Annotated in this window: 14 protein-coding genes; 7 read left to right on the top strand and 7 right to left on the bottom strand. The window is 32.6% G+C overall.

Features of this window, described 5'->3' with window-relative positions; genetic code table 11:
• The first annotated feature begins 7 nt into the window (after positions 1-7).
• From IW20_RS06640 to IW20_RS06630, 3 genes are read left to right on the top strand one after another with little or no spacing between them, the layout of a single operon-like run.
• Entirely contained in the window at positions 8-1,357 is a 1,350-nt protein-coding gene (locus tag IW20_RS06640) for a tetratricopeptide repeat protein (RefSeq protein ID WP_035620136.1), read from the top strand.
• A gap of 45 nt (positions 1,358-1,402) precedes the next feature.
• The gene (locus IW20_RS06635) at positions 1,403-2,185 is read left to right on the top strand and encodes a DUF4292 domain-containing protein (protein ID WP_035620135.1); all 783 of its coding nucleotides are present in this window, start codon (positions 1,403-1,405) and stop codon (positions 2,183-2,185) included.
• A gap of 23 nt (positions 2,186-2,208) precedes the next feature.
• Entirely contained in the window at positions 2,209-3,456 is a 1,248-nt protein-coding gene (locus IW20_RS06630; protein WP_035620134.1) for a murein hydrolase activator EnvC family protein, read from the top strand.
• 46 nt (positions 3,457-3,502) lie between these two features.
• Here IW20_RS06630 and IW20_RS06625 read toward each other — a convergent pair whose 3' ends face one another.
• Positions 3,503-3,922: a CBS domain-containing protein gene (locus tag IW20_RS06625; RefSeq protein ID WP_035620133.1), complete on the bottom strand. Its 420-nt coding sequence runs from the start codon at positions 3,920-3,922 to the stop codon at positions 3,503-3,505.
• Between the two features lie 229 nt (positions 3,923-4,151).
• Here IW20_RS06625 and rbfA point away from each other — a divergent pair, with 229 nt between their 5' ends.
• From rbfA to IW20_RS06605, 4 genes are all read left to right on the top strand, one after another.
• Entirely contained in the window at positions 4,152-4,544 is a 393-nt protein-coding gene (rbfA, locus tag IW20_RS06620) for a 30S ribosome-binding factor RbfA (RefSeq protein WP_035620131.1), read from the top strand.
• Between the two features lies 1 nt (position 4,545).
• Positions 4,546-5,745: an ABC transporter permease gene (locus IW20_RS06615; protein ID WP_035620129.1), complete on the top strand. Its 1,200-nt coding sequence runs from the start codon at positions 4,546-4,548 to the stop codon at positions 5,743-5,745.
• A 180-nt stretch (positions 5,746-5,925) separates the two neighbouring features.
• Positions 5,926-7,353: an MATE family efflux transporter gene (locus IW20_RS06610; protein WP_035620127.1), complete on the top strand. Its 1,428-nt coding sequence runs from the start codon at positions 5,926-5,928 to the stop codon at positions 7,351-7,353.
• A gap of 128 nt (positions 7,354-7,481) precedes the next feature.
• Positions 7,482-8,003 (top strand): hypothetical protein, encoded by a 522-nt coding sequence (locus IW20_RS06605; RefSeq protein WP_035620125.1) that lies wholly within the window; start codon positions 7,482-7,484, stop codon positions 8,001-8,003.
• Positions 8,004-8,221: 218 nt separating this feature from the next.
• On the opposite strand, the gene dusB is transcribed toward IW20_RS06605, so the two are convergent.
• The 6 genes from dusB to IW20_RS06575 form a co-directional block, all read right to left on the bottom strand.
• Positions 8,222-9,214 (bottom strand): tRNA dihydrouridine synthase DusB, encoded by a 993-nt coding sequence (dusB, locus tag IW20_RS06600; protein WP_035620123.1) that lies wholly within the window; start codon positions 9,212-9,214, stop codon positions 8,222-8,224.
• Positions 9,215-9,753: 539 nt separating this feature from the next.
• Entirely contained in the window at positions 9,754-11,046 is a 1,293-nt protein-coding gene (locus IW20_RS06595; protein ID WP_035620121.1) for an AMP-binding protein, read from the bottom strand.
• On the bottom strand, positions 11,043-12,713 hold the full coding sequence (locus IW20_RS06590) for an acyl-CoA--6-aminopenicillanic acid acyl-transferase (protein ID WP_035620119.1): 1,671 nt from the start codon (positions 12,711-12,713) through the stop codon (positions 11,043-11,045). Before IW20_RS06590 ends, IW20_RS06595 begins: the two co-directional genes overlap by 4 nt.
• Positions 12,714-12,721: 8 nt before the next feature.
• A complete protein-coding gene (locus IW20_RS06585) occupies positions 12,722-14,239 on the bottom strand; it encodes a phytoene desaturase family protein (protein ID WP_035620118.1) in 1,518 nt (505 codons plus the stop codon).
• Position 14,240: 1 nt separating this feature from the next.
• Entirely contained in the window at positions 14,241-17,924 is a 3,684-nt protein-coding gene (locus IW20_RS06580) for a 1-acyl-sn-glycerol-3-phosphate acyltransferase (RefSeq protein WP_035620117.1), read from the bottom strand.
• An 82-nt stretch (positions 17,925-18,006) separates the two neighbouring features.
• Entirely contained in the window at positions 18,007-19,200 is a 1,194-nt protein-coding gene (locus IW20_RS06575; RefSeq protein WP_035620116.1) for a DUF2062 domain-containing protein, read from the bottom strand.
• Between the last annotated feature and the right edge of the window lies 1 nt (position 19,201).

Below are 19,201 nucleotides of genomic sequence, written 5' to 3'. Positions count from 1 at the left end.
TATAAAAATGAAAAAAAGAGTTTTAGTACTTGTATTTATGGCTTTGCTTGGCAATCAGGCTTCATTAATGGCTCAAACCGAGCCAGAAGATATCGCTATGGCTACTAATGAATTTCAGGACTCTTTTTATGAATCGTTGTTGCAAAAAGGAATCGAGAATTATGATAAAGCAATAACAGCTTTACAAAAATGTGAGAAATTGCAACCTAATGATGCGACTGTTTATTTTGAATTAGGTAAAAACTATTTGTCTTTAAAAGATTATAGAAATGCTCAAAGCTCATTTGAAAAAGCGACAGAACTAAATCCGAAAAATAAATGGTTTTGGTTGGGGATTTATGATGTTTCTTATCAAACCAAAAATTATCCTTTGGCGATAGAAACGATTCAGAAGATTATTCCTTTTGATGAGGAATACAAAGATGATCTGATTTCTTTGTACATGATTACAAATCAGTGGGACAAAGCGCTTGCATTGATTAATGAAATGAATGACAAGTTTGGAAAGTCTAGCGAAAGAGAATTATATAAGGCACAGATTTTGTCACAAGGAAAATATCAAAATGCCGAAATAGAAAGTCTTGTTGATCTGATTAAGAAAAACCCAAAAGAAGAGTCTAATTATATAGCTTTGATTTCTTTGTATGCAAAAAACAATGATGCTGATAAAGTATTGGAAATTACGCAACAATTAGAAAAAGCAATTCCAACATCGGAATGGGCGCAGGTAAGTTCTTTTAAAACATATTTGGATCAGAACCAACCTGAAAAAGCAATTCAGGCGATGAATGTAGTTTTAGGAAATTCTAAAATAGACTCTAAAATTAAACATCGAATTCTAAATGAGTTTTTGCTTTTTGTAAGTAAGAATCCGCAATTTACGCCAGATTTAGATAAAGCAATTGCGTATTTTAAGAATGATCCCGATGTAGATGTTGCAAAAGAAATAGGGAAGTTTTACCATAGCAAAAACCAATTTAGTCAAGCAGCTAAATATTATGAGTTGTCGGTAATTTCGGCTTCGCAAGTAGATATAGAAACAAATTTACTTTTGCTTCAAGCATATACAGAAACGAAACAATACGAGCCAATGGGAAAACGTTCGCAAGTAATGATAGAAACATTTCCAACACAACCGCAGTTTTATTTTTATTCAGGACTGGCTAATAATCAGTTACAACAATTTAAGAAAGCAAAAGACGTTTTAGAAATGGGTCTTGATTATGTTGTAGATGATCTAACTTTAGAAGCAAATTTTAACATTCAGTTAGGAGAAGCTTATAATGGTTTAGGGGATTTGAAGAAAAAAGAAGCGTATTTTGCGAAGGCAAATCAATTATTAAGACAAAAAAAATAAGAACCTTTATTTTATTAGATAAAAGTTCAAAACAAATAAATTCTGATGAAGAAATATCTAATGTTATTGTTACTCGTTTTTATCGTTTCGTGCAAATCGAAATCGGGTGCAGTACAAGGAAATAATACCAACAAAGAAGAAGTAAATCCTATTTCTGCTAATAAAATTATCGACGGGCATTATAATAATAAATTACAGTTTTCGACTTTATATATTAAAGCAAGTGCAAAATATTCGGATGATAAACAAAGTCAGAATGTTACTGCTGAGATAAAGATAAAAAAGGACGAACAGATTTTGGTTAGTATTCGTTTTCTTGGAATTACAATGGCAAAAGCTTTGATTACACCAAACTCTGTAAGCTATTACGAAAAAATAAGTAGTACTTATTACGATGGAGATTTTAGTAGTTTGAGTAAATGGTTGGGGACAGATTTAGATTTTAATAAAGTTCAAAACCTTTTGATAGGTGAAGCTATCGACGATTTGAAAAAAGGAAAATACACCGAAACGTTAATTGATAGATTGTACCGATTGGATGAAGCTAAAGAAGCGGATATTAAAAAATCATTCTTTTTTGAAGCAGATAAATTTTTGTTAGAAAAAGAGCAAATTTCGCAAACGTCAAAAAATATCATGATGCAAATTGCATACGCAGATAATAGAACTTTTGACCAAGGAATACTTCCAACAAGTGTTGCTATAGAAGCAATTCAGCCAAAAGGGAAAACAGAAATCAATTTAAATTACAATACAATTACATTTAATGAAGAACTTTCTTTTCCTTATAGTGTCCCAAATGGATATAAAAAAATTATAATTAAGTAAGTTTGCAAAAATATATTTTAAAGATGCCAAAATTTCTCCTAAGCCTAATTCTTATTTGCACCACTTCGTTTATGTGGGCGCAAGACTCGCAACAAGAAAAACTGGAACAACGTAAAGCTCAAATTCAACAAGAAATTAGAGACAACGAAAAAATGTTGCAGTCTGTAAAGAAGAAAGAAAAATCTGCGGTGAATGTTTTTATTGTTCAGTCTAATAAAATAAAACTTAAAGAAAAACTAATCAATACTACCGAAAAGCAAACCAAGCTTTTGAGTAATGATATGTATATTAATCAAACAAAAATTAATAAGCTTAAGAAAGAGTTAGAGATTCTGAAAGCAGATTATGCTAAGATGATTCTTAAATCGTATAAAAGCCGCTCAGAACAAAGTAGAGCGATGTTCTTATTATCTTCAGAGAGTTTCTTACAAGCATATAAACGTGCACAGTATATGAAACAATATACTAATTTTAGAAAAAATCAGGGAGAAGAAATTCAGTCAAAATCACTTCAGTTAGCTGATTATAATTCAAAATTAGACGGACAAAGACAGGTAAAGAAAAAAATCATTGCTGAAAATGAAAAGGAAAAAGTTGCATTAGAACAAGAGAAGAAAGAACAACAAAAACTGGTTAACTCGATTAAGAAAGATAAAAATAAGATTATTGCTGATACAAAAAGTAAACAACAAGAATCGAAAAGAATTGACAGACAAATTGATCGTTTAATTCGTGAAGCTATTGCTGCTGCTAACCGTAAAGCTGCTGCAGAAAAAGAAAAAGAAACAGGAACAAAATCTGTTGCCGCTGTATCTGACACAAAAATTGCATTAACAGCCGAAGCCAAATTACTTGCTGCCGACTTTAAAGCTAACAGAGGTAAACTACCTTGGCCAGTTGAAAAAGGATTTGTATCATTGGGTTATGGCGATCAGCCACATCCAATTTATAATACATTGGTAATTCATAATAGTGGTGTCGAAATCACGACAGAAGCAGGCTCAAACGCAAGAGCAGTTTTTGAAGGAGTTGTATCTAGCGTTATGGTATTATCACCAATAAACAAGGCGGTAATGATTCAGCACGGAGATTACTTTACAGTATATCAAAACTTAAGTTCAGTATCTGTAAGTAAAGGAGATAAAGTAAGTATTAAACAAAGCATAGGTAAGATTAGAACAAGTGGAGAAACTGGTAAAACAACCATTAAGTTCTTAATACTACAAAACACAACATATAACAATCCGCAAAGTTGGTTGTATAATATGTAATAAAAAACGGGACTTATGTCCCGTTTTTTTATGGTTGTATTTTTATTTAATCGTATTGTTCTAAAAAATATCTTACAACATCAGTCGTTGTAACAATACCTTTAAGTTCGCCATTATCGACTACAGGTAAAGCATGGAATTCTTCTTTTACAAAAATCTCTGCCAAATCTCTTATAATTGTATCTGATGATACTGTCATAGGTTTTGATGTCATAACTTGAGGGATGGTAAGCATATCCAGAATCGCTTCATCGGCACCTCCTTGTCCTTCAAATAAAGCTCCAAATGTTAAACGGTTTATATCCGAACGACTTATAATACCAATCACTTCTTTACCCCGAACGATTGGGATGTGTCGAATTGTGTTTTGTTTTAGTTTTTCGACCACCTTTCTTAAGCCATCATTTTCATTTGCAGTTACTACAGTTTTAGTCATTATATGACTGATTGGTTCTCTCTTTTTCATAATAGATGTGTTGTTATATTTCTATTAAAGGTGTAGAATATTTCTGATAAAAAACATGATTTTTATCACATTAGAGAAATGAAATCAAAGAGGAATAATTATTCCGATTTAAGGATTTTATTAAAAAAGAGTATCGAAATTTGCACTAATGAAGATAAGAATGCAAAAATCCTCTTATTGTTCATTTGAAATTGTATCGATTGAAATTTAAAAATAGTATTTTTGCACCATGGAAACAAATAGACAGAAAAAAATAGGCGGTGTCATCCAAAAGGATTTGGTTGATATTTTGCAAGGTGAAGTGAGAAAAAACGGAATTAACAATTTGATAATTTCAGTATCCAAAGTTAGCGTAACTACAGATTTATCTGTGGCAACAGTATATTTAAGTATTTTTCCTCAGGATAAAGCCAAAGAAACATTGGAAGCAATTAAGTCAAATTCAACTTTGATTAAGCATGACTTATCACAACGTGTACGTTTACAATTACGCAAAGTGCCAAACTTAGTTTTCTTTATAGATGACTCATTAGATTATATTGAGAAAATAGATAATGCATTAGCAAATAGAGATAACCCAATAGAAAATCGTGATCTTTTAGAAAAAAGAAGAAAATCATAGTTTGAACTTTCCCCTTTACATAGCCAAACGGTATATTTTTAGCAAAAGTAAAAACAATGCTATCAATATCATAAATCGTATTGCCAGCCTTGGAATTATTGTTGGTACAATGGCTTTGTTTGTGGTTTTATCCGTTTTTAGCGGATTAAAAGTATTTAGTCTTTCTTTTACAAATGAGATAGATCCTGATTTAAAAATTGAAAGTACCTATGGGAAATCATTTTTGGTTACTCCAAATCAGGAATCTCAGATAAAAAAAATTGAAGGAATTGCTTCGTACACCAAAATAATCGAAGAACGGGTTTTGTTTATTTTTAACGGAAAACAACAAGTAACTTACTTAAAAGGTGTTGATCGTAATTATCCTGTTGTAAACGATATCCGAAAAAAACTCTTTAACGGGCAATGGCTAAAACCCGATACGTATCAGGTTGTTGTGGGGTATGGAATCTCCAAAAACTTTTCGATGGGAATATTGGATTTTGAAAATCCACTACAAGTATTTGCTCCAAAACCAGGAAAAGGAGCTATCGAAAACCCAGAAGAAGCTTTTAGTAAAACAGATGTTTTACCTGTTGGAATATATTCGATAAGCGAGGATTTAGATTCTAAATATGTCTTTGCTGATTTAGGTTTGGTTCAGGAGTTATTAGAGTATAAACCGAATCAGATTTCTGGAATTGAGTTTAAGTTAAAACCGAATGCAAACGAATCTAATATCGATTCGCAATTGCAAAAGATTTTCAACAATAAAGTCACTACAAAAAACAGAGCTCAACTTAATGCGTCTTTGTACAAAATGCTTAATACCGAAAATATTGCGGTATATTTAATTTTTACTTTGGTGATTATAGTTGCTCTTTTTAATTTAATCGGAGCATTGATTATGATGATTCTGGATAAAAAAGGAAACCTGAAAACACTTTTTAATCTAGGAACAGAAATCAAAGATTTACGAAAAATATTTTTGCTACAAGGAACTTTACTTAGTGTGTTTGGAGGATTAATCGGTCTTGTTTTAGGAATTATTTTAGTCCTATTACAACAACGATTTGAACTTATCATGATTACTTCAACGCTCGCATTTCCTGTTGTTTTTACTCTCGAAAATGTATTTATTGTTTTAGGAACTATTTTCTCTCTTGGATTTATAGCTTCATTTATAGCAAGTAAGCGTGTTAGCGAAAAATTGCTAGATTAGAATTTTTATTCTAAAATTAAAAATATTACTTATATTTATCGTCTCAAAAAACTTTACGCTATGATAGTTTCTGCCTAATCCTATTTTATTTTTAAGAATAATTAGGATTCCTTCAAAATTTTTAAGTCCAGCCAATAAACAAATGGTTCAGGACAATATCATCATTTATCCTTAATTATCATGACAGAAACAACAATACAGAAAAGTTTATTTTCTCGAATTTTCTCAACAATAAAACAAGCTATCAAAGGAGACGAATCTTTTGATTACACTTCAGGCAGTATAAAAAAAGCCGTAATACTTCTTGCTATTCCAATGGTATTGGAAATGCTTATGGAATCGATTTTTGCATTGGTCGATTTATATTTCGTAGGCCACTTAGAGCATAGTAGTTTTGCAATACAAGCTGTTGGACTTACAGAGTCGGTAATTACGATTGTTTATTCAATTGCAATCGGGATTAGTATGGCTGCAACAGCAGTTGTTGCTCGTCGTATAGGCGAAAAAGATCCTGTTGCTGCTGCAAAAGCAGGAATGCAAGCCATTATTATTGCTTTTGCAATTAATAGTGTGATTAGTATTTTTGGTTTTATTTATGCCAAAGATATCCTCTTGCTTATGGGTGCATCGGCAGAAGCGGCAGAATACGGTTATAAATTTACTCAAATCATGATAGGCGGAAGTTTATGTGTGATGCTTTTATTTCTTATCAACGGAATTTTTCGTGGAGCAGGAAATGCTGCTATTGCCATGAAAAGCCTTTGGATTGCTAATATTTGTAATATCATTTTATGTCCTATTTTAATTAATGGACTTGGGCCAATTCCTGCTTTTGGATTAGTTGGAGCTGCAATAGCAACAACTTCTGGGCGAAGCATTGGTGTATTATATCAATTGTATCATTTGTTTAACGGAAGAGGAGTTTTAAAGATTATATCGTCTTATTTTATTCCAGATTTTGAACAAATCAAAGCATTAGTAAAAATTGCAGCGCCAGGAGTATTACAATTTGTTATTGCATCTTGTAGTTGGATTTTTCTTGCTCAACTTGTTGCCACAACTGGCGGGGATCATGGTTCTGCAGGATACCAAACGGCATTGCGTATTATGATGTTTTTTATTCTTCCGGCTTGGGGATTGAGTAATGCTGCAGCAACTTTGGTTGGACAAAATTTAGGTGCGAAACAAATAGAACGTGCAGAAAAATCAGTTTTCACGACAGCAAAATACAATGTCATTTTTATGGCTACAATTATGCTTATCACATTCTTTTTTGCAAAATATATAGTTTCATTCTTTACAAATGATACCCTTATACAAAGTATAGCGGTAGAAGCATTACAGATTATGAGTTCTGGATATATCTTCTATGGAATAGGGATGGTATTAATAAATACCTTTAATGGTGCGGGAGATACTTGGACACCTACATTGGTAAATTTCTTTGGGTTTTGGTTGTTCCAGATTCCGTTAGCGTATGTATTAGCCAAACATTTTAAAATGGGACCAACAGGAGTTTTTATCGCAATTCCGGTTGCTGAAACGGCGATAACGTTGGCAAGTATAGTACTTTACAAAAAAGGAAAATGGAAACGTACTCAGGTATAAATTGCTAATAAAATATTGCGAATGGAGCTCGTTATAATCTTTTAAAGATTAATTTATTTTAAGATATATTAATGATTAACATAAATAATATGATCTTGTTTTTTTATAATCACTAGAAGAATTAAATAATGGAATTATCATTAGAAGAAATAGAAGATAGATTTAATAGAATTGGAAAAAAAACCGAAAAAGATAAGAAACATGAAGAAATTTTTCAAGCATTTGAATTATCAACGCATAAAGCGGTAATTCCTCTTTGGCATACAGAAAATAAAGATATAGATTTAAAAAAACAATCTAATGACGTGCCTGAAATTTTTTGTGGAGTTGGTTTTACGATATTGCAAAACATTGATATAGAAATGCTTTTTACTAAAATCGATGTTGGTAATAGTGAAATGTTCATTGAAAAAGAATTATATAATACATCTCTTTTAGGAGAGAAGATTAGTGAAATTATAAATCACTGGGAAAATAATGAAAAATTAATTCCACCAACAATAACGATTAACGAAATAAATAGCGAAAGACCGTTATTTCCAACAGATGGTAAACATAGAATAAATGTTGCTCATTATTTTGGAGCAACAAGAATACCTATCTTAGTCTATAACCAAGAACTAAAAAAAGTTAAAGAGATTTTATTATAATAGAAAGGCCTTCAAATTTGAAGGTCTTTTTTGTTTAGAATTTTGTGTGATTTTTTCGTAGAAGAAGAGACAAGATTATGTCCAATAGCCACGAAGAATCTCAGCTAGTAGCTCGACAAAGATTGGAAACATTACTAATAACAAAAGACCGTCTTTTATTTTTTAAGAAGAAACATCTTTGTCGAAGTTCAAAACTTTGACAAAGATTAAGCTATAATTTAAACAAATTCATATCCAGCATATACTTCCTGGATTTCGTTCATTACATTAAATAATCCTTGTGGATCATCGATTGTAACTAGTTTTTGTTTGTATTCTTTAAACGAGTGGATTCCTTTGAAGTAATTGGTATAATGGCGACGCATTTCTACAATTCCTAAGCGTTCCCCTTTCCATTCCATCGACCACGTAAGATGATTTCTTGCGGCTTCTACACGATCACCAACAGTTGGAGCAGGTAAATGCTCGCCAGTTTCAAAAAAGTGCTTTATTTCGTTAAAAATCCAAGGATAACCAATAGCAGCACGACCAATCATAATACCGTCGATACCGTATTCATTTTTAAATTTCAATGCTTTTTCAGGACTATCGATATCGCCATTTCCGAAGATAGGCATCGTAATTCTTGGATTGTTTTTTACACGTGCAATATGCGACCAGTCTGAATGGCCTTTGTACATTTGAGCACGGGTTCTTGCATGAATCGTTAATGCTTGTACACCAATATCTTGTAAGCGTTCTGCAACTTCATCGATGTTTATCGAGTTATCATCCCAACCCAAACGAGTTTTTACTGTAACAGGCAAATTAGTACTATCAATAACAGCTTTGGTTAAACGTACCATTAAATCAACATCTTTAAGAACTCCTGCACCAGCACCTTTGCAAACTACTTTTTTTACAGGACAACCAAAATTAATATCAATTAAATCAGGATTTACGGTCGTAACAATTTTTGATGACATTGCCATCGCTTCTTCATCACCACCAAAAATCTGAATTCCAACAGGACGTTCGTAATCAAAAATATCCAACTTCATTCTGCTTTTAATTGCGTCACGAATTAATCCTTCTGAAGAAATAAATTCCGAATACATTAAATCGGCTCCATGTGCTTTACACAATCTACGGAACGGTGGATCACTCACATCTTCCATAGGTGCGAGTAGTAAAGGAAATTCAGGTAATTCTATGTTGCCAATCTTGACCATCTTCATTATTTTTTGCAAAATTACAACTTTTAGTTTAATTGACAGTAATTAAGGTGCAAAGGCTCAAAGAAGGGAAGGTTCAAAGGTTTAAAGAAGGTTCAGAGGGACAAAGGTTTTATGTACAGACGCACCGCAGTGTGTCTTAGGGAAAGTTTAAAAGTGCAGTATAAAAAAGCAAACCATTTAAGTTATGTAAGTTCATAGAACTATACGCTTAAATGAACTTACATAACTTATATGGTTTAAAAAGAAGCCTAAATTGTAAAGTATGTTACCCTATTTTTTTAAACCGTTGAACTTTTGTAACTTTTAGACGCACTGCGGTGCGCCTCTACAGGGAAACTGTTGAACTTTTGTAACTTTTAGACGCACTACGGTGCGTCTCTACAGTGAAACCATTGAACTTTTGCAACTTTAGATGCACTAAGGTGTGCCTCTACAGGAAAACCGTTGAACTTTTGTAACTTTTAGACGCACTGCGGTGCGCCTCTACAGGGAAACCTTTGAACCTTTGTCCCTCAGAACCTTAGTGCCTTAACCTAAGAAACTCTATTATCAAAGAAACGAATCGGCTTGCGACTCATTGGATTAAAAACCAAAGGATTTAATATTTCTTTTGAAGTAAATTCTATTTTTGGAGTTACTCTTAATTTGGCTCTAAAGTGGTCTTTAATTGCCTGTAATAATTCATCCGATTGATTCTTTGCAGCAATCTTAATCAGGATTTCATCTGTTCCAAGATCATTGGTAAATATCTCGATGATGTGATTTTCGATAGCATCAAAATCACTTAAAACATCGTTCATCGCTGGCGGATAAAGTGTTGTACCTTTATATTTTATCATTTGCTTTTTTCGCCCAATAACGGGACCAACACGCAAGGTATTTCTTCCGCAGGCACAAGGAGTATCGTGTAACTGAACAATATCGCCAGTTTTAAAACGTAGTAACGGCATGGCTTCAATTCCTAAAGTGGTAAAAGTAAGTTCGCCAGCTTCGCCATTTTTTACCCGATTATTATCTTCATCTAGAACTTCTACAATGATTAATTCAGGATGATGATGTCCTCCATTTCCATGTTCACATTCGGTAAAAGCGGTGCTCATTTCGGTTGAGGCATAAGTCGAGAACAGCTTGATATTCCATTTGTCAGTTATTTTTTTAGATAAAATATTCATTGAAAAATCTTGATTTCTCAGCGATTCTCCAATACAAATTGCGCCTTTTATGCTCGAATTATTATAATCGATATTATGACTTTCGGCATATTCTATTAGTTTTAGCAAAAAGGAAGGAACGGTAATTAGATAGGAAGGATTGTATTTTAAGATAGAATCCCATTGCAATTCGGGTATTCCTGCTCCAACACGAATTACGCCGACTTTTAATTTTCGCAATCCCAAAAAGTAAGCCAATCCAGCCATAAATTTGCGATCAATTGTAGTCATAAGTTGTACAATATCACCTTCTTTAATTCCGGCACAATCAAAAGAAATAGCTTCGTTATATGCCAATCTATCTAAATCGGCATCGGTTAAACCAAAAGTGACTGGGTCGCCTAAAGTTCCCGAAGTGGTTGCGAAATCTATGATTTTAGTAACGGGTACACAAAGGAAATCATCATTATTGTTCTGAAGATCTTCTTTGGAGGTAACAGGTAAAAGCTGAAGATCTTCCAGTGTTTTGATAGTAGAAATATCAATGTTTTTTTTCTCGAAAAGGTCTTTGTAATAAGGTGAATTCTGACTTATGTAAGACAAGAGTTCAACTAATTTTTGCTCTTGAAAAATTTTAATCTCTTCTAAAGAACCTTTTTCTATTTCTGGAATCATCTTAACTTTCTTTTGATTTTCGTAATATATTTTTCAACTTTCTGTTTTTCAGGAAGAGTTGTAATTTCTTTTGTCAATGCTTTTTCAAAGTAATCTTGTGCTAAAGCATATTCTTTATTCTGATAAAAATACAATCCCACTTTATAAAAAACTATCCAGTAATCAGGATTTAAGGATTGATATTCCTGAATAAATTCAGATGAAATTATATTCTTGTTTTTTAAATAAGAATCTATTTTATGATCTTCAATTCTGAATTTTTGGTAATTTTTAAATTCGGCTGTAGCCAAAAAAGAATCCTTGGCAATATTCAATTCACTTTCAGACAAAGATACAATTGTATCTGTTTGCTCTCGGTTTTTAAATATTTTATTCAAGTCATAGCAAACAAATTCTCCCAGTTGATAAGGATTGGCAGAAACCCAAACCAGTCTTTCTTCGGGTTTAAAAATTATGCCATGATGCGCCATTAATTGATTTAACGACTTTTCGTTGCCGTAACCTAGTTTAATATTTTCTAGACCATCTTTGTTTCTAAGTATCTCAGATGCTTTTTTTGGGTTTACTTTTGGTGTTTCTTCAAACAGTTCTAACATTCTGTCGTACCGATATTTTGAATGACTGTTTAGGATTTGGTTTTCATTTCGTTTGTCATTCTTTAAAGCGTCGCTCTGGAAATGATTGGAACAAATAAGCTGATTATTGTTTGGAACTTCGTAAACTCCAAATTTGTGTGGAGAAACTTCTATTAAAACGGCTTTGTTGTCGTTGGCACTTCCTACCATTATTGACTCAGAAACAAAAACGGTTGTCTTTTTTGCAATCGAAATCGCTTCATCAATATTGGTTGCGTATTGTAATATTTGACGGGTAAGAATAGAAATTGGCGTTTTGGCAATTAATGGAATTTTTGATTTCCCAGCATTGATTGTAACTGTAAGTCCTTCCTGATTCATTCCTGAAACGGCTCCAATCATTCCTGGCCAGGTTACCATCATAAACGGATGGCCTGTTTTTGGTTTTATAAAGGCTACTATTTTGTCTTTCGCGAAAGCGTCATTTACATAAAAATCAAAATTGCGACCAAGAATTAAATTACCATCTTCAGACTTTTCTCCCCAAGCGGCAAAGGAGGAGCAGCCTACCAATGCTAAATCTTGTAAAGCGTGACCAATATCATGTGCTGCATGCAAATATAAATTGCGTAAATATTGTGATGCAATGGCATCATAATCATGTGATGTGTATTGAGAAACACCGTAAATTTCGGTTTGATACTCTTCGGGAACATTGAGGTATAATTTTCTGTTGTACCATTTTAAGAAGTTTCTAAGCATATTTTGCTTAAACTTAGAAGGTATTAGATCTTTAATTTTAGAGAAAAATATGTTTTCTTGTTTCTTTAAAAGGGAGTCGGTTAATGCGCCAGAGTTAATACCAATTTGATATGCATCGCCTTCTACATAAAGTTCCCAAAGACCTTGTTTGTTTTTTAGGAAGAAGTTGTTTTTTGATGAAAAGACTGAGTCGGATTGTTTTTTTACGATAGGTAAAATAGTATCATAATCTGCGATATTGGGCTGATGATGCATTGATTTTGAAGTGCCACAGGATAGAAACACCAACAAAAAACCGATTAAGAATACAATCAGAATTCGCTTTTTCATAATCAAAATTATTCAGAGGCTTGATTGATTTTGGTTACTAGATATTCTTTCCCAACTATTTCTGAGCAAGTAACAACGGCGCCAATAGTTACGCCCAAAACGCCATGCATATTAATACTTTGTCCTGTTAGATATAAGTTATTTAGTTTGGTTTTAGAAGCAATAAATGACTTCATAGGATTATTAGAATCTTTAATGTAACCATACATATTACCATTATGACCACCTATGTAATCTCGATAAGAAAGTGGAGTAGAAGTGTGCATTGATTGAATACAATCTTTTATTCCGGGAAATTTTATCTCGATCTCGTTTAAAAATCGAGTTGCTTTTCGGGATTTAAATTCATCATAACTTTCGCCACGATCATTTTTTTCGGCAGTGGTATTAAAGGTATCTGCCCAAGGCAATAAATCGTCGAATTTCATGTAGGTAATAAAAGTCATACCATCGGCCCATTCTTCCTCTTTCTTAGATGCATTCATAGATGCCATATATGCTTTTGGCCAAGAGTTTTCGTCATATTCATGTGCTGTCCAAACATCATTACTATTTTTAAAATGATAGTAGTTATGATTAATGTATTTAAATGTATTTGGTTTAAAAACCAAGTATAAACTAAATGCAGAGATTACACCTTCGAGACTTTGGATTCGGCTATAAAATGATTTTCTAAAATTTTCTTCGCCAACCATTTTTAAAGTGGTTTTTGGTTCTATGTTAGAGATAAAGTATGTTGCCGAAACTTCGGTTCCATCTTTTATTTTAACGTTGGTAACATTGTTGTCTTCAACATTAAAGCGAATAACTTCTTTGTATTTATAAACTTCTCCTCCGTATTTTTTTAACTGTTTGATGAGTTGTTTTGTAATCTGACTTCCACCATTTATACATCGCCAAGAACTCTGAATGTATGAGTTTACAGATAATGCATGTACATAAAAAGGCGATTTGTCTTCGATACCAGCATATAAAAAATTAGAACCAGCAAGTACGGCTCTTAATTGTTTATTTTCGGTTATCTCATCGATGGTTTGTTTGGCATTTAAGGTCAAGATTTCGCTATCATATTTTCCTTCCCAACGTAAGTTGTATAATGGAAATGAATCGCAGGTATCTTTTATTTTTTTACAATAATTCTCTATTGCTTCTTTTTCTTCTGGAAAGTGTTTTAATAACTGGGCAACGAAGTTTTCATATCCTTGTGCATGTGGATATTCTTTGTTTTCATCCTCAAAAGAGATAATATCGAAAGCATCTTCATCCAATTTTTTTAATTTCAAATTATCCATGATGCCCAGATATTTGAAATATTTATACAAATTTTGTCCTTCGCTCAGTCCTCCGATGTAGTGAATTCCTGTGTCAAAAATAGTTTTATCTCTTACAAAAGTTTGAAGGTTTCCGCCAAACTGATTGTTTTTTTCAAGCACACAAACGCTGTATCCTTCTTTGGCAAGAATAATAGCCGAAACAAGACCGCCTAAACCGCTTCCTACGATAACAACATCATAACGTTCTTTCATGCTATTCTTTCTTTAAGACTATAATTTTGTCTTCTTCATTTGTACAAGTATAACCAAAATTAAGCAATGTGCCCTTTAAACTAGCGCTATTTATTAAAATAAAGCAAGATGTTGCCGGAATAATCTCTTCAATAATTGAGTTGTAATTTTCGTCGGAAACCAAAACAACATCATATTGTTTTTGCAATGCTATGTCCAGATTTTCCAGATACTGTATGTTTCTTTTCTTAACTATATAATTGGTTTGTGCAACCTCATGCTTTTCTTCATCGGTAGTATAAGAATCAACTTTTCGTTGTGGTTCTTGTAGCGTTAATAACAAATCGAGTTGACCATAATCATTGTTTAAATGCAAGATTTTGGCTTTAGCCTTAATGTATTTATTTAATAGATAATAGGTTTCTAGATTGGTGTTTAGATTCTTTTTTACGCTATTTATTATTTCTGATTCTTTATAATCAAAACTATTGATAATCATTTTTTTGAAATAATCTGGGCCTTCAAGTTGCTCTCGGGTTTTATGGAATTCAGCTTTAAAGAAGGCACTTATTTTCTTTGTTCTTTCGGTGTAATTTTTCCCGAATGAAAGATTCTCTGGAGTAATTCGGTCAAGAATAGAAACAGTTATTGCACTATCATATATAATGAAATCTCCTTTTGGTAATGCCTCTGAAGTACCATGAATTAGGATAGGAATAATATCCAGATTAAAATGTTCTGCAAGATAAAATGCTCCTTTATGGAATCGTTTTACTTGATTGCTCTCTGATCTTGTTCCTTCTGGAAAAACCATTAAGGAATATCCTTCGTCTATTTTTTGGCGTAAATGTTCAAGTCCTCCTTCAAGACCTTCTGATACAGGATAAAAACCTGCTTTTCTTACCGTAGCACCAAAAATAGGAGAGTTATATACCCAGTCGCTTACCAGATAAATGATTTTTGGGCTTAGCATTCCAACTGCAAGAATATCTAGAAACGAAGAATGATTGGCAATAATTACAGCTGGTTTCTTGAAGTTCTCGTTATGAACATTAATTACTTTTTTGCTTACAAATGGATTTGTATATAAAACAGATTTCATGAATTTAGAAATCAGATATCGGAATCCTTTTATTTTTGTCTCTTCTTTTAGCGGAAGAATTTTCATAAATGTCAAGCAAAAAACGGACATTAAAACTCCACCAAGACCATAGTATAAAAATGATAATACACCATGTATAAAGGAACGTAGCTGGAATGGTGCTTTTCCGTTTTTAGGACGATTGGACAAGAATAGCTTGAATAAAATCGGGTAGAAGATAAACGTAATGATTAGCGCTGCAAAAACTCCAATTAATGAAATCGACGAAATAGATTGTAATGCGGGATGTTTGGCAAATATCAATGCGCCAATTCCTAGAATTGTTGTTATTACGGCAAGTATAATTGATGTTCTGTATATCGCAATTTCATTCTTTCCGGTTGTATATTCTTTCTGTAAGGCACTTGTCATGAAAATACTAAAGTCGACACCATGTCCAAATATCAAAGTACATACAATCATGCTGAAAATATTCAGTTGGATGTTAAAAATACCCATGATACCAGCGGTTACAATTCCGGTTAAGGCAATCGGGATACAACTTATGATTACCAATTCGACTCTTCGGAAAAAGAAGAACAGTATAAGAATTACGGCAACAAACGAATAATTTACCAGAGAATTAAAATCGGTATTTAATGTACTAAAGAAAGTTTCATTCATTTGCTGACGGTCAATTGCCAGTAAACCATCTTTGGCCGAAGCCGATTTTACAAAGGCATCACGTTGCTCTGGCGCGACTTTTACTAATGTCGAGATGGTAAAAAAGCCATTTTTTTCACTAATAAATTCTTGTAATTGTAAGGCACTTATCTTTAAATAATCCTGATAGGTTATAGGATTGAAGCTAGCATCAAGATGGTCAAAAAATGCAGTGTATGTTGTGGGTTTAAATCCAAGTTTGGCACCTTCGTTGATTAATTGAGATTTTAAAAATTGTTTTTTATTGGCATCCCAAAACGAATTCCATTTGTCTATTTTTTGCTTTTGCTCTTTTTGCGAAAGCATAATTCCTCCTACAGAACTATAATTTAGTATTTTGTTTTCTTGTTTTTCTTTTGAGAGTGTATCAAAAAGTTGGCTATTTTTTTGCAAAACTTCTTCCATACTATTTCCGTAGGATGCCAGATAAATAGTTTTAGAAGTTAGACTTGTCGTACTTTCTTCTAAATCTTTTTCGGCAGCTTTGATTTCTTTTGGCACAAAATTGAGTTGTGATAAATCGTTGTTGAATCCAACATTGTTATAAGTAAAACAGCAAACGATTGTAATAAGAACGCAAAAACCAATTAATAATTTATTGTTATGAAATGAAAAATGAGCCAATTTATCAATCACATTTTTCTTGTGTTCAAAATTGTTCTCTTTCGGTTTATACAAATGAGGAACAATAAGAAGTGAGAAAAATGCAGAAGCCATTACGATTACTGCAGCAAAAATTCCTAAGTCGTTTAAGGCATCTGATTTTACAAAAAGTAAACATAAAAAAGCAACGGCAGTTGTAGAACTGCTCATGATTACTGGCATTGTGATGTCTTTGTACAATGTTTTTACATCGCTATTATGCTTGTAATGCGTTAGGATATGAATAGAATAATCTATTGTAATCCCCAATAAGATGGATCCTATCCCGAGTGAAATTGCCGAAATTCTTTCCTTGACAAAGTATAAAAATGCAATGGCAAATAATGCTCCAAAAACTGTAGGTAGAAAAATGATTAACGGGATAAATACTTTGCGATAAAATAAAATCAGAATAAGCATTAGTGTAATCATTGCAATAGTTGTAGTAAGTACAATATCGCCTTTAATCTGATTGGCATTTGCAACAGCAATAAGTGCTGAGCCAAAATAACTTACCGAAGCTTTGGTTTTAAATTGCTTGTTTAAATTATCTTTTATCGTATTAAGCTTTGCTGCAAAAATGGAGTTTTGTTCTGTTTCGCTCGAAGGCAAATTAGAAGTAATAAACAACAACAATTTCTTTTTGTCTTTGGTCATTACAAAACCATTGTCGAGGGTAAAATCATCACCAACATTTAATTGCTGTAATTTTTTTAGAGCTATAAATGAAATCCCTAATGGATCTTGTAATATAAAATCTTTGGTAATAAATCCTGAAGGCGAAATTATCGATTTGTAATTTCCTTGTACTGTTGCGGCAATACTATCTTTTTGTAATTTAGATTGTATGGTTGCGTAATCTTTATCGTCTAGAAAAAGTGGTACATTGTTGTAAACAAAATCGATGGTTTCCTGAATGTTTTCTTCGTCGATTTTTCCTTGTACAGCTGTTACATAAGGTTTACAAGTTTTGGCAATACTATCGGTAAAAACAGCTGCCATTTCTTTTAAATCTTCATCTGTTCCTCCTTTTTCAATTTGGAAAATAACGGTGATTTTATCGGCAAAATTAAGTTGTTTCAGTACTTTGGCAGTAACATCGGTTTTATCGTTTGTTGGAATAAGCTTAGTGATATCTTCTTCAAATTTAATTTTTGAAGCAAAGAATCCGAATATAAAAAGCATTGCAATTGCCAGAAAAACCGATAACGATTTCCTTTTGTTTACAAATAAATGTATGGCGTAGAAATAATGATGCATGCTTATGTTTTTTTGTCACGAATTACTAGAATTTTCACAAATCTTGAATGGGATTTAGCGAATCTTTTATTCTGTGAACGATTTAAATTTTGTTATTGGTTTTATTTTGTTGTGTACTAAATATTGTTAAAAGTAAGTACGCTATTGATCCGAATAATAATGCCATTACGGATGCTAATACTAGGCTCCCAACAACATATTGTGTTACGTTTTTTGATACATCTGTAAGTGCTAGCGAATCATTTAATACCAATGGAGCTGTATTTGTTATAAAAAGGCTTCCCATTTTTAATGATCCATATATTACTAACGGGATGAATGGAGGGAAACTAACATTGGATGCTAAAAAGGCAATGACTTTATTAAGTCTGAATAGTGTAGCAGAAAAAAGAAGTAATACGGTCTGGAATCCCCAAAATGGTGAAATCCCAATAAAAACCCCTAATGCTATTGCTGCCGACTTTTTAAAATTAGATTCGTCGCTTTCTAGAATATCCTCAAGTAAGAATTTTTTAAGTCCTTTTTTTTTAATTTTCCGAATCAAATCTCTTGGCTTAATATAAACAAGGGCAATAAAAACCAATACGGTATTTAAAATACTGATTCGGGTAAAATCCTTAAACGGGCGAAAATGAGAAACTCTTTCTAGTGGATCATATAAAACTTTAACCGGAATGTTTTTAACCGGAATGCCTTTCCATGCGCAACGTACAATAATCTCGATTTCAAATTCAAATTTAGGAGTAAAATGTCTTTCGGGAATTAATCGTAAAGGATACAATCTAAATCCAGATTGTGTGTCCTCAAGTCGAATTCCAGTTTCAAACCAAAACCAGAAGTTTGAAAATTTATTTCCGAAACTACTTTTTTTAGGCACATTTTCCTGTGTCATATTACGACTACCAATAAGTAGTGAATTTGGTTCGTTTTGGATAGCATCGATAAACGAAGGAATATCCGATGCAAAATGTTGCCCATCAGAATCGATTGTTATTGCATATTCGTAGTTTAAAGCAATGGCTTTATTAAATCCGTTTTGTAATGCAATTCCTTTTCCTTGATTTTCGGGATGGTGAATTTGTATGAGTTCTGGAAAATCTTCTAATATTTCCCTTGTTTTATCTGTCGATCCATCATTGACTACAATAACATTTTTGGTGTAGGCTAAAATAGAATCAAGAACTCTTGCTAAGGTTTTGTGGTTGTTGTACGTGGGTACAATAACACAAAAATTAGTTTGGGCAAGTTGTTCTTCCTGAGATAAAATTGGTTTCATT

It is taken from the genome of Flavobacterium hydatis (genome assembly GCF_000737695.1).
GTDB classification, from domain to species: domain Bacteria; phylum Bacteroidota; class Bacteroidia; order Flavobacteriales; family Flavobacteriaceae; genus Flavobacterium; species Flavobacterium hydatis.
The sequence above is the reverse complement of the archived record's forward strand: the minus strand, read 5'-3'. Positions and strand labels throughout refer to the sequence as shown.

What these genes read in the sequence shown, in the direction of transcription:
- IW20_RS06585 (WP_035620118.1), bottom strand. Translation starts at nt 14,239, where the DNA reads ATGAAAGAACGTTATGATGTTGTTATCGTAGGAAGCGGTTTAGGCGGT.
- IW20_RS06590 (WP_035620119.1), bottom strand. Translation starts at nt 12,713, where the DNA reads ATGAAAAAGCGAATTCTGATTGTATTCTTAATCGGTTTTTTGTTGGTG.
- IW20_RS06640 (WP_035620136.1), top strand. Translation starts at nt 8, where the DNA reads ATGAAAAAAAGAGTTTTAGTACTTGTATTTATGGCTTTGCTTGGCAAT.
- IW20_RS06630 (WP_035620134.1), top strand. Translation starts at nt 2,209, where the DNA reads ATGCCAAAATTTCTCCTAAGCCTAATTCTTATTTGCACCACTTCGTTT.
- IW20_RS06625 (WP_035620133.1), bottom strand. Translation starts at nt 3,922, where the DNA reads ATGAAAAAGAGAGAACCAATCAGTCATATAATGACTAAAACTGTAGTA.
- IW20_RS06575 (WP_035620116.1), bottom strand. Translation starts at nt 19,200, where the DNA reads ATGAAACCAATTTTATCTCAGGAAGAACAACTTGCCCAAACTAATTTT.
- rbfA (WP_035620131.1), top strand. Translation starts at nt 4,152, where the DNA reads ATGGAAACAAATAGACAGAAAAAAATAGGCGGTGTCATCCAAAAGGAT.
- IW20_RS06635 (WP_035620135.1), top strand. Translation starts at nt 1,403, where the DNA reads ATGAAGAAATATCTAATGTTATTGTTACTCGTTTTTATCGTTTCGTGC.
- dusB (WP_035620123.1), bottom strand. Translation starts at nt 9,214, where the DNA reads ATGGTCAAGATTGGCAACATAGAATTACCTGAATTTCCTTTACTACTC.
- IW20_RS06610 (WP_035620127.1), top strand. Translation starts at nt 5,926, where the DNA reads ATGACAGAAACAACAATACAGAAAAGTTTATTTTCTCGAATTTTCTCA.
- IW20_RS06605 (WP_035620125.1), top strand. Translation starts at nt 7,482, where the DNA reads ATGGAATTATCATTAGAAGAAATAGAAGATAGATTTAATAGAATTGGA.
- IW20_RS06595 (WP_035620121.1), bottom strand. Translation starts at nt 11,046, where the DNA reads ATGATTCCAGAAATAGAAAAAGGTTCTTTAGAAGAGATTAAAATTTTT.
- IW20_RS06580 (WP_035620117.1), bottom strand. Translation starts at nt 17,924, where the DNA reads ATGCATCATTATTTCTACGCCATACATTTATTTGTAAACAAAAGGAAA.